Genomic DNA, 12,755 nt, shown 5'->3' on the forward strand with positions numbered 1-12,755 from the left:
ATCAGTTCTCCTGACCTTGAGTCATAAGTTGATGGCCGCCATTCAGGGCATAGGCCTCTTCGCGGTAGATCGACAGGGCTTTCATCACGGGAAAATCGCTGAATGAAAACAGGCAGGCATCGTCGTCCGGCGACAGGTTGGCGTGCTCGTGCCACGCCCAGGAAGGTACGCAGAAAATGTCGTGTTCCTCCCAGTCAAAGCGCTGCCCATTGATGATTGAATACCCGCAGCCTTTGGCCACGTGATAGATCACATTGCCCGTGTGACGGTGGGCGCGGGTCGCTTGCCCGGCCCGCAGCATTTGCATAGTGGCCCCCAGGGTGGGCATGACCGGCCCGCCGGTCAGCGGGTTCACGTACTCCAGCATCACCCCGTCGAACGGCGAGCCCTCGCTGGCTTGCGCGTATTGGCAAAGCGCCTCGTAGGTGTGTGTCCACGAATACTTCAGCAACGGTGAATAGGCTTTGCGCCAATCCGGCTCCAGGGGCCTGACAGCGGCATGGCTGTAGGTGTTGTATGACGCATCCAGGGGCCGGGTGACGCGCTGGTGCAAGTCGGGATGCACTTCGTAGAAGTTCGCCTCCAGGGTGTTGATCAGCGGAATATCGAGCCCGTCCTGCCAGATACAAGGACCGCTTCCCGTGTCATTGCCGTGTTCATGCCAGGTGCCATTGGGGGTGATCACAAAGTCATTGCGGTTGAGGCTCACCCGCTCGCCCTCGACGATGGTATAGGCGCCCTCGCCTTCGATGATAAAGCGCAAGGCAGACGCCATGTGCCGATGCGCGGAGGCCGCCTCCCCCGGGTTCATGACCTGTAGGCCGGTGTACAACAGGCCGACCGCCGCGCTGACATCGTGCCGCTTGGGGTTGACCAACATGATGACCCGGCGTCCCGCCTCTTGCGGGCGGACCAGTTCAAGGGAGCGCAGCACCAGGGGACGCAGTTGCTGATAGCGCCAAATCATCGGAACCGAATGGGCCTTGGGCTCCCAGGGCTCGATGTCATTGGCCACCGTCCACAAGGCCCCCGCCTCGTATTCGGCAAGCTGCTCGTAATACGCGTTGAGCTGCGGTGTATTGACGACTCGGGCGCGGCCTTCAACGTTGTCATCCTTCATGGCGGCTAGCTCCAGCAGTGAACCTCTCGTCATTGGGCGACGCCTCTGTGCCCAGCGGCACGCGAGGGCAAGCGAGGGGTTCTTGAGTGATGATATTCAGCGCCTCGAGCGGGCGTTTGTTGAGCGACAGACTGAAGATATCGAAGCGGTTGTAGTGACCGACGATGTCGTGCATCTGTTTGGGCTGGATGCATTTGCTGAGGTCGATCTGCGCGTAGACGATGCCTTCCCGGTCAATCAACGGCTCAGTCAGCAAACGACCATCGGGGCCGAAAATCCCGGAAAACGCGCTGTTCTTGCGCTCCAGCATGGCCCGGGCCTTGGGATCGTCCCCGGCCACGGCAGTGATGATCGGCTCCGAGATCGCCGAGCAAGACACGATATTGAAGACCTTGCCTTCAAAGGCATGGGCCGCGGCGCGCAGTTTGATGGCCTCGACCATGTCGTAGTCGTCGGGCGCCACGGGCAAGGCAATGTAGTTGGCAATGTGGATGAGTTCGCCTTGGGCCAACAGGCTGAACCGCGCCAGGGTATTGGTGTTCTCGCCACAGGCCAGGGCGCCGATCGGTCCCAGTTCGGTTTCATGGACCGTTAACGAACTGCCATCGCCGCCGGTCCACGTCAGCTTCTCGGCCCAGGTGGGCACCAGCTTGCGGTGGCGCCCGATAAGGTGGCCCTGCGCGCTGATCATCAGCACCGTGTTGTAGAGCGTGCCGTAGCTGTGGGCACCGCGCTCGTTCACCCCGATGACGACAACGCAGTTGGCCTGCCGGGCAGCCGCGCACAGCCGCTCGGTTTGCGGCCCGGGCACATCAATGGCGCTCACATACAAGCGCTCGTACCACGCACTGCCCTCTACGGGGTTCATCGTCCAGTTCCAGTAGGGATAGCCAGCCACAAAGACTTCAGGAAACGCCACCAGGCGCGCCTGGTTGTGTGCGGCCTCGGCAATCAAGCGACAGGCCAGTTCAACCGTGGCGTCAGCCTCCAGGTACACCGGTGCGGCTTGTACAGCGGCGGCAATGAACGGCGGATAGATCTTCATCCCTTCTCCTCCAGGGTAGCCAGCGTGGGCAGGCGCTGATGGATGCAGCGATAGGCGATGGCCAGCACCAGGAGCAGTGGCACGCCAGTCACCAGCGTCATGCGAAACTGTGGAACCAGCAGCGTGGTGCCGAGCAACGCCGCCATCAGCGTGCCCCCCACCAGCGTGGTCCACGGAAAACCTCTGACTTTGAAAGCAAGCGTGAGGTTGTGGTGTTGGTAATGGCGGCGAAAGCGCCAATGCGTGATGAAAATCATCAGCCAGGTAAAGAGCGCGCCGAACATGGCAATCGACATCATCAAAATGAAGGTGCCCTGGTCCAACAGCACGCTGCACAAGCCCGCAGCGGCCACGCCGAATGTCGAGAAAAACAAGCTGTTGAGCGGCACCCCCTTGGCGCTGACCTTACCCAGCATTTTCGGGGCATAGCCTGTACGGGACAGGCTGAAGATCATGCGTGAGGCCACATACAACTGGGCATTCATCGCCGACAACGCTGCCGTCAGGATCACAAAGTTCATGATGCCCGCGCTGCCCGGGATCCCGATCAACTTCATCACCAGGACAAAGGGGCTCTCACGTTCATTGGCCATTTGCCATGGAACAATGGCGACCATGAGCGCCACGGTGAAGATGTAGAAAAATACCAGGCGAAACAATGCCGACTTGAAGGCGCTTTTTGCCGCAGCGCCTGGATTGTCCGCCTCGCCGGCGGCCACGGCGATAAACTCGATACCAATAAAACTGAATAACGCGATAATGGCCGCCGACCAGGTCCCAAAGAACCCATTAGGGAAAAAACCTGCCCCCTCCATATAATTATCGAAGCCAATACCGCTGTCGGCAGGTGTTTTAAACACGATATAACTACCGATCACAATAAATGCAGCAATCGCCGCCACTTTGAAAAACGCCAGCCAGTATTCAAAAGCCCCAAACACTTTGACGGTTTGCGTATTCAAATAAATAATCGCGCCGGAGAAGATGGCAATCCATAACCAGGCGGGCGACCCCGGCGCCCAATACTGCATGTAGACCGCAATCGCGGTGACTTCAGTGCCAATCACCAGCACCACGGAAATCCAGTACGCGTAGCGCACCAAAAAACCGGCGAGCCCGCCCAGGTACACTTCGGCATAGGCGCCAAACGACCCGGTAACCGGGTGCGCAACCACCATCTCGCTCAAGCAGGCCATCAGGATAAATGCCACCAGGGCGCTGATCGCATAACTCAGAATGACGCTCGGCCCTGCCATGCCGATCGCTGTGCCGCTGCCCAGGAATAGGCCAGTGCCAATGGCACTGCCGATTGCAATCATGGTCAGTTGCGGTTTGCTCAATAGCCTCTTTAAACCATTTTCCCGCTGCGTAATACCATCTACAGTAGACATAGGTCATCCTCTGAACAGCAGAACTGTTCATTAAGCCTTATAAGTTATTGCGCTACCCTGAGCGGGCAATCGCGTTTTTTATGCGTAATAGGGCCGAGACAAAAACTATCAGGCACCGGAGTGCCGGATATAAAACACCATCCAATCAAATCAACGTTCTAAAACAACTTGTTCAGGTGAAGGCTTTGCGTTCTTCACCGGAAATAACCAACCATTCACGGTTGACCATAATCTCTTCAAGTGCGCTGACCAAGTGCTCCACTTCATCAACATTGTTGTACAGCGGGGCAAAACCGAAACGCATGAAATCGGGCAGTCTGAAGTCGCCAATGATCTGGCGTTTCTGCAGGGCTTGCATGATTTCGTATCCCGCCTTGTGCCGCAGCGATACATGGCTGCCACGCTGTGCATCGTCCATGGGCGAGGCGATGACAAAGCCATGGGCTGCAAGCCTGTGTTGCGCAGCCTCCATGAAGTGGCGGGTCAGGGCTGTGCTCTTGGCTCGCAGCGCCTGCAGGTTGACACCCTCAAAAGCATCCAGGGCGTTGTGCAACACTGACAAGCCCAGCACCGGATGCGTCCCGCAGAAGAAGCGCTCAATCCCTGGCGCCGGTGCGTACTCAAGGTCGAAGTCAAACGGCGCGCGATGACCAAACCAGCCTGTGAGAGGTTGTTCGCATTGCTCGATATGGCGCTTGGCAACATAGAGATACGCCGGGGCGCCGGGGCCGCCATTCAAGTACTTGTAGCCACACCCGATGGCAAAATCGACTTCACAGGCATCCAGTTCGCAAGGCACTGCCCCGGCGGTATGCGACAGATCCCAGATCATCAACGCCCCGGCGGCCTGGCAGGCCCGGGTATAGGCCTGCATATCGTGGATATGTGCCGTGCGGTAATCGACATGGGTCAACACCACGGCGGCGACATCCACATCCAGGGCCTGGGGGATGCTGGCCGCCGGCACGGCATCCACAATCAAGCCATGGGTCTTGGCCACTTCATTGATGATGTACAAATCGGTTGGAAAGGAATCGATGTCCGTCACAATCCGCGTGCGGCCTGGACGCAGCCTGACCGCGCTGACCAGGACCTTGAACAGATTGACCGAGGTCGAATCACAGGCCACCACTTGGCCGGGGCCGGCACCGATCAGACGGACCACTTTTTCCCCGGTGCGGGTGGCCAGGTCACGCCAGTGGGCATCATTCCAGGAGCGGATCAGGCCCTGCGCCCATTGCTTTTGCACCACCTCAGTGACCTTCGGGCCCACGCTCCTTGGCATCAGCCCCAGCGAGTTGCCGTCAAAATAAGTCACCCCTTCCGGTATCGTGAAACGCTCGCGCATCGATGCCAACGGATCCGTGCCTGCCACATTTTCTGTACCCAACATACTGATCAAGCTCCCAACCGTGTACGAATTGTCCAAAGCTCCGGGAAGAATCGGTGCTCTACCACGTGCTTGAGCCACGCCACGCCTGCCGATCCTCCGGTGCCGGGTTTAAAGCCCAGAATGCGCTCGACCGAACTGAAGTGCCGCCAGCGGTATTGGGAAAACAAATCGGAAATCTCGGTCAGCCCTTCGCCCAACTGATAGAGGTCATTTTCCGCAGAAGGATCGGCGTACACCGTCATCCACGCATCCTCCACGCCCGCATTGACGACATAGGCCTGCGACCAGTCGCGCTCCAGGGCATCCGCGGGCATTGCCACCCCACGGCGGTGCAGATAGCGCAACACGTCGTCATACAGGCTGGGGGATTTCAGCGCCTGTTCAAGGTAGGGATAGACATCCGGGTTGTTGGCATGGGCCTGGGCCAGACGCACCGATTTATTGCCGAGAATGAATTCGACATGGCGATACATGTAGGACTGCTGGCCTGAAGAAATCCCCAGGTTATTGCGAAACTCATTGAAGCCCTCAGAGGTAATGGTCGACAGCACGTCCCAGGTTTTGATCAGGTACTCGAACAGGCGCTTGATCCGCGGGATCAGGACCAGGGCCCCGGGCAGGTCGTCTTCCTGGATACGGCGCTGGAAATTGTAGGCTTCAAAATGGATCGCCTTGAACGTCAGCTCCGTGCACTGGGTGATCAGGATAAACAGCATCTCATCATGACCTTCACTGCGCATATGCTGGGTGCTGAGGAGCAAATCGTTGCGGTGATAGTCGATGTAAGGGTTACTGGTCCCATCGAAGTCGACCATGGGCTGGCCCGAGGTTTGCTTGACGCTTTTTTCCCGGCTCTCGTGGCTCGTCTGATCAATCTGCCTGACCAAGGACAACTCCAGTGCGGGATCACGCACCAGGGGAATGTGCCGGCTTCGTGTTTTTTTCATTGTGGTACTCCTGACAACCGCAGTACGTCAGCGCCAATCAAGGTGGCTGACTGGGAAATATCAAAAACGATATCGAAGTGATTACGCCCTGGAACTTCATACAAGGAGACGTCGGCCCCCACGCTGATCAGGCGCTGTGCAAAGTCGCGGCTCTGCTGCTTGAACGCATCGGTTTCCTGCTGGCCAAAGCACACAACCGTCGGGCAAGGGCTGACAATCGGTTGCAGTTGGGGGCTTAACGCCAGCGCCGAATCCAGGGTCAGCTTGAGCGGCGTATTGATGTAGGTCGGGATCAACGGACGCAGGTCGTAAATCCCGGAAATCAACAGCGCGGCGGCAAAAGGTGGCTGGCCGCCTTCGCGTGCGCGCCAGTCGAAGGTCAACAGCATGGCCGCCAGGTGTGCGCCGGCCGAACTGCCGGCGATCACTATCCGGCAGTTCGGCCGGGCCGCCTGCAGCGCCTCCAGGGCACGGCAGCATTGCCGGGCCATATCAAAGATATTCGCGGCGGGGGCAAGGCTATAGTTGATGGCCGCATATGCGATGTGGTGCGCGAGCAGGCCCTCGGCCGGGAAGCAAGAGTCCTGCGCCGAAAGCTCTTGCCAGTAGCCGCCGTGGATGAACACCAGCATCGATGACGCGGCCTGGGTGGCCGGCTCGAACAGGATTGAATATTCATCGGCACCCTGGCCGTACTCAATACGCGTGGCGGCATGCCGGGTACACATAAGATCACTGAGCGCTCGGTATTGAAGCACCACGGACATAAAGTCCGGGGCGACAGAGCTGGGTGAGTAGGCTCGTTCCAGAGCCGTTAGCGACATTGCCATGAGTACGCCCGCCAATCGTTTGTTTTGACGGTTTCATTTTAGGGAGATCGGCCAGGTAAATTTTGCTTGTCTGCTGGCAAAAAACGACGTCGCCCGGTTATTCGTTTCCAATCGAAGGCAAAAAATGGTTAGTCTTTCCACCTGCCGCGCATAAATACAAAAATACCCTCTTTTTCCTGCCTGAGGACCCGCACATGCCTGCCGCTATCGAACTGTCTGCACTGGATCGGGAAATCCTCTGCGTCCTGCAGAGTGACCCCCGCATTTCCATGGCCAACCTGGCCGAAAAGGTCAACAGTTCGGTGTCACCGTGCTGGCGTCGGGTCAAGCGCATGGAGGACGCGGGCATTATTCGCGACTACAGCTTGCAACTGGATCGCAAGGCATTGGGGTTTGGCATCGATGCGTTTGTCTTCGTGAAAATCGTTTCCCACATGGAACAGCACGCTCAAGAGTTTGAGCAGGCCGTCTCCAGGCTGAGCAATGTACTGAGCTGCTACATCCTCTCGGGGATGGACGACTACCTGATCCGGGTCGTCGCCCCCGACCTGGACACCTTTGCAAACTTTAGCCGCAAGGTGCTGGCTGCCCTGCCCCATGTAAAGGAAGTGCGCAGCACGTTCGTGATGCACGAAATCAAGGAAACCCAATGCCTCCCCCTGCAAGGCATGCCCTACCTGTTCAGCCAGTAATGGCACCCGCCGCCATCGCCGTTGACGATGGTGGGCTCGCGAACCACTGATGTACGGGGCCATAACCCCCTCTTAACATGCCCCCACACAGGCAAACGCCTTGGGCGCGAGCTTATTTCAGAGGGGGTCAAGCCATGAAAAACTTTCGTATCGGTCAAATCGTTCCAAGCTCCAATACCACCATGGAGACTGAAATCCCGGCAATGCTGACGTCTCGTTACGCCCAGTTTCCCGAGGAGCGCTTCAGTTTTCATTCCGCGCGCATGCGCATGAAGAATGTCAGCCACGACGAGCTGAAAAAAATGGATGCCGACAGTGATCGCTGTGCCCTGGAGCTGAGTGATGCGCGCTGTGATGTCATGGCTTACGCTTGCCTGGTCGCAATCATGTGCCAGGGCCCGGGTTACCACAAAGTGTCCCAGGCGCGCCTGTCCAAGGTCGTGCAAAGCAATCAGGCACCGACGCCGGTGCTCAGCTCCGCCGGTGCCCTGATCGACAGCATCAATGTGCTGGGTTTGAAGAAAGTGGCGATTGTGACGCCCTACATGAAGCCCCTGACGCAACAGGTGATCGACTACATCGAAGCGGCTGGTATCGAGGTGACGGACTCCATCAGCCTGGAGGTCTCCGATAACCTGGCCGTCGGGCGCCTGGACCCGATGAACCTGATCGCTCATGCCGATCGCCTGAACATCAGCTCAGCCGACGGCGTGGTGCTGTCGGCGTGTGTCCAGATGCCCTCGCTGCCGGCCATCCAAATCGTCCAGGATCGCCTCGCCATGCCGGTGCTGTCAGCCTCGGTGAGCACTGTTTACCAGATCCTCAAGACCCTGGGTTTGAAAGCCCAAGTCCCGAACGCCGGTTATCTGTTGTCCGGTGCATTCTGATCTTCAAGCGTAGCGGTTAGTATGGGTCATACTCAGGCAGGCAAATTGGAGCCGGCAATGAAACTTGATCCCGTCTCCCTACGCTTGTTTATCAGTGTCATTGAAGAGGGCACGATCAGCGCCGCCGCCCAGCGCGAACACATCGCCGCGGCGGCGGTCAGCAAACGCTTGAGCGAACTGGAAGAATCCCTCGGCTTAAGCCTGCTGGTACGTACCAACAAAGGCATTACCCCGACGCAAGCGGGTATTTCCTTGCTGTATCTTGCGCGAAGCGCACTCAACAACCTCAACGACATCGCCGTGCAAATGCGGGACTACTCCGATGGCCGTCGCGGCTCGGTGCGGGTGCTGGCGAACATCTCGGCGATCAGTCAGTTTCTGCCGGCGCTGCTCAAATCCTTCATGACGCTTTACCCGTTGATCACCATCACCCTGGAAGAACAGGAAAGCCTGGCCATTACCCGGGGCATTGCCGAAAAACGGGCCGACATCGGCCTCTTTACCCATATGCCCCATGGCGCGGATATCGAGGTTTTTCCGTTTCGCCGCGATCGCCTGGTGTTGCTCGTGCCCAAGGATCATCCGCTGGCCAATGAGACCAGCGTTCGCTTCCACGCCACCCTCGATGATGAGTTTGTCGCCCTCAAAAGCGGCACCCACTTGAACTTCCAGATGATCAAGGCCGCCAACGACCTGGGCCGCACACTGAAATTGCGCATGGAAGTGTCCAGCTATGACGCGTTGTGCCTTATGGTCGATGCGGGTATCGGCATCGGCATCCTGCCCCAAGGCAGCGCGCGCACTTACAACCTGCCCAACACGCGGGTCCTGCCCCTGGATGAGCCTTGGGCCCAGCGGGAACTGGCGTTGTGCGTAGCCTCGCGCGACGCCCTGCCCGTGGCAGCGCAACTGCTGTTGGACCATCTGCTGGCGGTCGACGCCGTGCCCAGCGCTTGAGCTGCCGATGACCTCAGTACTCCGACATCACCACCATCACTTCGGCGACCGCGCCCTCCTCGCCTTCTGCCAGGTAAATATGGCCGATGGCGCTGTTGAAATAGGCCGTCTCGCGGCAGCCGATGCGCAGGGATTCGCCCGTTTCAAATTGAATGCGCACACGGCCTGACAGCACAACCGCAAACTCTTGCCCAGGGTGACGGATGTAGTCTTCAAATTGACTCAGTTCCCGCGCAAAGATCCGCGCATACATCGGCGTCATGCTGCGCCCGGGGAAATCCCCGGCCATCGGGTGATAGTCATAATTGCCCGTGCTGTAACCGGCCGCCCCGTCGATGGCGGTGCGAACCGCCGTCGGCTGTACAGCGCTGCCCCCCTGTTTACCCGGGCTGAACAGCTGGGCAATGTCCACACTCAGGGCCCGCGCGGCGGCGGCCAGTTTTTCGTAACTCACCGACACTTGCGCCAGTTCCATCTTCGACAAGGTCGACAACGCCACGCCTGAGCGCTCGGACAATTGCTTGAGCGTCAACTTCTGGTGTTTGCGGATAGCCCGCAGGCGAGCACCGACCTGGGCGCGATCTATCAAGGGATGGGGCGTGGAACTCATGCAGACTCTCTGTTGTACAAAACGGTGACTGGGACTGAGCCAGGGCATGGGGCTGAATAATACCTCAAGGTTATGGGTTGACTGGGAAATTCTCATATCTTACATTTCTCTTATCTGAGAATTACAAAAACAGAGGACAGGGCATTGCGGCCCTCTCCCCACAAACAGTCCCAGACACAGGAGGTACTCGCGATGCACGACAGCGAATGTTTCGATTTCGCCATCATTGGCGGTGGCATTGCCGGGGCCTCCCTGGCCTATCGCCTGGCCGGACAAGCCAGCGTCGTGGTGCTCGAACGTGAAAGCCAGCCGGGTTACCACGCCACCGGACGCTCCGCCGCGATGTTCATGGAAAGCTATGGCACCCCGCAGATCCAGGCCCTGACCCGCGCCAGCCGCCACTTCTATGAGCAGCCGCCAACCGACTTCACCGAACATGCGCTGCTCGAACCCCGTGGCTGCCTGTACATCGCCAGCCAGGCGCAGCAATCGCTGTTGCAACACACCTTCGCCACCAGCCAGGCACAGGCCGCCAATGTGTCATTGATCGATACCGAGCAGGCCCTGGCGTGGGTGCCCTGCCTGCGCCCCGAGGCGGTAGCCGGGGCGATGCTCGAAACCGACGCCCGCGACCTTGACGTCCATGGGCTGCACCAAGGCTTTTTACGGGCCATGCGCCGCGCCGGTGGCGTGCTGCACTGCGATGCGCAACTGAGTGGCGCCACCCGCGAAGGCCGTCACTGGCACCTGACCCTGGCCGACGGCCGCCAACTGCGCGCACGCCACCTGGTCAATGCCGCAGGTGCCTGGGCAGACCAGGTCGCACAGCAGTGCGGTGTGCCGCCCATTGGCTTGCAACCCTGCCGACGTACCGCCTTTACCTTCGACGGCCCCGAGGGCATGGACTGCTCACGCTGGCCGGCGGTAATCGGCATCGATGAAAGCTTCTACTTCAAACCCGACGCCGGGCAATTGCTCGGCTCACCGGCCAACGCCGATCCCGTCCCGCCCCAGGATGTGATGCCCGAAGAGCTGGATATTGCCACCGGCATCTACCACATCGAGGCCGCCACTTCCCTGACCATTCGCCGCCCACGCCACAGTTGGGCCGGCCTGCGCTCGTTCGTCGGCGACGGTGACCTGGTGGTCGGCTGGGACAATCATTGCGAAGGTTTCTTCTGGCTGGCGGCACAGGGCGGTTATGGCATTCAGTCCGCAGCCGGTGTGTCGCAACTGGCCTGTAGCCAATTACTCGATCAACCCCTCCCCGACACCCTGCGCCGCCAGGGCGTCGAGCCCCAGCGCCTGGCCCCTGGCCGCTTGCGTTAATCCATCATCCCAATGAGGTTGCATGCCATGTCTGACACCTTCCAGCGTTACCCCAGCCACCTGCCCTACCCGTTCTCCAAGGCCATCCGGGTCGGTGATTTCTTGTACCTCAGCGGGCAAGTCCCCATGACCCCCCTGGGCGAGGTGGTGCTCGGTGATATCCGCGAGCAGACCGAGGCGGCCATGGCCCGCATCGGCGAGACCCTGGCCGAATGCGGGGCGGGTTTCGAGCACGTGATCAAGGCCACGGTGTGGCTGTCGGACATGCAGCACTTCGCTGGCTTCAACGAGGTGTACAAGCGCCACTTCCACGACGGTTTCCCGGTGCGCTCCACGGTCGGCGGCACCCAACTGGCGCTGGGGGTCGATGTCGAGATCGAAGTCCAGGCGTGGCTCGGCGCCCGTTGATTGACCCAGCACGATGCCCCGGGAGGCCATGAGCAGTGGCCTACCCTCAAGCCATAACAACAATAATGTGAGGCAAATCGTCATGAAAGAAAGTCTGAAAATCGCCGGTGCCTTTGTTGGTGTCATTGTCGGAGCAGGGTTCGCTTCCGGTCGGGAGCTGCTGCTGATGTTCGTGGATTTCGGCATCTGGGGGCTGCTGGGGTCGGTGGTCAGCGCCGCGCTCTTCATCTTTTTGGGCATGGCCCTGGCGGGCATGGGCAGCCGGCTGCGGGCCAAGTCCCACAAGGACGTGGTGCATGCGCTGTGCGGGCGTTACCTGGGCACCTTTGTCGACCTGATGATCACCTTTTTCATGTTTGCGGTGACGGTGGTCATGCTGGCCGGGGGTGGGGCCTTGCTGGAACAACAGTTCGCCATCCCCGCCCTGTTCGGCAGCGCGGCGGTGACCCTGCTGGTGGTCGCGATCGTGTGCCTGGATGTGAAGAAGGTCATTGGCATGATCGGCGCCGTCACACCGCTGTTGATCCTGACCGCGACAGGCGTTGCCCTGTATGGCGTCGCCACCCGGGGCTTGGGTTTCGGTGAACTCAACCAGCTGGCCAGCCAGCAAGACGCCGGCGCGAGCCATTGGCTGCTGGGCGCGTTGTTGTACGTGTCCTACAACATCGTGGCGGGGGTGCCGTTTCTTGCGATCATGGGCGGCGCCGCAAAATCCGAGAAACAGGCGATCTGGGGCGGCATCTTCGGCGGCGCGTTGCTCGGGCTGCTGATGCTGGTGATGAGCCTGGGCCTGCTGTCGCGCCTGGACAGCGTGGCGGACCTGCCCATGCCCATGCTGTCCATCGCCACGGAGGTTTCGCCGGTCCTCGGCCTGCTGATGGCGGTGATCATTTTCCTGATGATCGTCAATACCGCTGTCGGCACCCTGTATTCCTTTTCGGCCCGATTGCTGCCGGCAGGCACCCGCACATTCCGCCTCGGCTCAGCCGCCGCCGGCGCATTGGCGTTTGCCGGCAGCCTGGTCGGGTTTGTCAGCCTGGTGGGCCAGGTCTATCCACTGTTTGGTTACCTGGGCTTTTTGCTGATTGGCGCCGTGGTCGTTGGTTGGCTACGTGCGGGACGCCTGGCCTCCCGGGCTTATTAACC

General features: G+C 59.6%; 13 protein-coding genes. 6 read left to right on the forward strand and 7 right to left on the reverse strand.

Features of this window, described 5'->3' with window-relative positions:
• Window position 1 precedes the first annotated feature (1 nt).
• From AO268_RS20295 to AO268_RS20320, 6 genes are all read right to left on the reverse strand, one after another.
• Complete coding sequence (locus AO268_RS20295; RefSeq protein ID WP_099169627.1) at window positions 2–1,120, reverse strand: cupin domain-containing protein; 1,119 nt, start codon at window positions 1,118–1,120, stop codon at window positions 2–4.
• A complete protein-coding gene (locus AO268_RS20300) occupies window positions 1,110–2,165 on the reverse strand; it encodes a carbon-nitrogen hydrolase family protein (RefSeq protein ID WP_083743018.1) in 1,056 nt (351 codons plus the stop codon). Before AO268_RS20300 ends, AO268_RS20295 begins: the two co-directional genes overlap by 11 nt.
• Entirely contained in the window at window positions 2,162–3,556 is a 1,395-nt protein-coding gene (locus AO268_RS20305) for an amino acid permease (protein ID WP_099169628.1), read from the reverse strand. Before AO268_RS20305 ends, AO268_RS20300 begins: the two co-directional genes overlap by 4 nt.
• Window positions 3,557–3,728: 172 nt before the next feature.
• Window positions 3,729–4,949 (reverse strand): kynureninase, encoded by a 1,221-nt coding sequence (gene kynU, locus AO268_RS20310; protein ID WP_099169629.1) that lies wholly within the window; start codon window positions 4,947–4,949, stop codon window positions 3,729–3,731.
• Window positions 4,950–4,954: 5 nt separating this feature from the next.
• Entirely contained in the window at window positions 4,955–5,896 is a 942-nt protein-coding gene (locus tag AO268_RS20315) for a tryptophan 2,3-dioxygenase (RefSeq protein WP_099169630.1), read from the reverse strand.
• A complete protein-coding gene (locus tag AO268_RS20320) occupies window positions 5,893–6,726 on the reverse strand; it encodes an alpha/beta hydrolase (protein WP_076960902.1) in 834 nt (277 codons plus the stop codon). Before AO268_RS20320 ends, AO268_RS20315 begins: the two co-directional genes overlap by 4 nt.
• A 194-nt stretch (window positions 6,727–6,920) precedes the next feature.
• On the opposite strand from AO268_RS20320, the gene AO268_RS20325 reads away from it, so the two are divergent.
• The 3 genes from AO268_RS20325 (at window position 6,921) to AO268_RS20335 (ending at window position 9,262) form a co-directional block, all read left to right on the forward strand.
• Window positions 6,921–7,418, forward strand: coding sequence for an Lrp/AsnC family transcriptional regulator (locus AO268_RS20325; protein WP_076960901.1), 498 nt, complete (start codon window positions 6,921–6,923; stop codon window positions 7,416–7,418).
• A gap of 134 nt (window positions 7,419–7,552) precedes the next feature.
• Window positions 7,553–8,305, forward strand: a complete 753-nt coding sequence (locus tag AO268_RS20330; protein ID WP_099169631.1) for a maleate cis-trans isomerase family protein — start codon at window positions 7,553–7,555, stop codon at window positions 8,303–8,305.
• 57 nt (window positions 8,306–8,362) lie between these two features.
• Complete coding sequence (locus AO268_RS20335) at window positions 8,363–9,262, forward strand: LysR substrate-binding domain-containing protein (protein WP_099169632.1); 900 nt, start codon at window positions 8,363–8,365, stop codon at window positions 9,260–9,262.
• Between the two features lie 13 nt (window positions 9,263–9,275).
• Here AO268_RS20335 and AO268_RS20340 read toward each other — a convergent pair whose 3' ends face one another.
• Complete coding sequence (locus AO268_RS20340; protein ID WP_076960898.1) at window positions 9,276–9,872, reverse strand: helix-turn-helix domain-containing protein; 597 nt, start codon at window positions 9,870–9,872, stop codon at window positions 9,276–9,278.
• A 192-nt stretch (window positions 9,873–10,064) separates the two neighbouring features.
• Here AO268_RS20340 and AO268_RS20345 point away from each other — a divergent pair, with 192 nt between their 5' ends.
• From AO268_RS20345 to AO268_RS20355, 3 genes are all read left to right on the forward strand, one after another.
• Window positions 10,065–11,201, forward strand: a complete 1,137-nt coding sequence (locus AO268_RS20345) for an NAD(P)/FAD-dependent oxidoreductase (protein ID WP_099169633.1) — start codon at window positions 10,065–10,067, stop codon at window positions 11,199–11,201.
• Window positions 11,202–11,228: 27 nt separating this feature from the next.
• On the forward strand, window positions 11,229–11,609 hold the full coding sequence (locus AO268_RS20350) for a RidA family protein (RefSeq protein ID WP_076960896.1): 381 nt from the start codon (window positions 11,229–11,231) through the stop codon (window positions 11,607–11,609).
• An 82-nt stretch (window positions 11,610–11,691) separates the two neighbouring features.
• Complete coding sequence (locus tag AO268_RS20355) at window positions 11,692–12,753, forward strand: YkvI family membrane protein (RefSeq protein ID WP_099169634.1); 1,062 nt, start codon at window positions 11,692–11,694, stop codon at window positions 12,751–12,753.
• Window positions 12,754–12,755 lie beyond the last annotated feature (2 nt).

The sequence above is a fragment of the Pseudomonas sp. ICMP 8385 genome (assembly GCF_002699915.1).
In the GTDB taxonomy this organism is placed as follows: Bacteria; Pseudomonadota; Gammaproteobacteria; order Pseudomonadales; family Pseudomonadaceae; genus Aquipseudomonas; species Aquipseudomonas gessardii.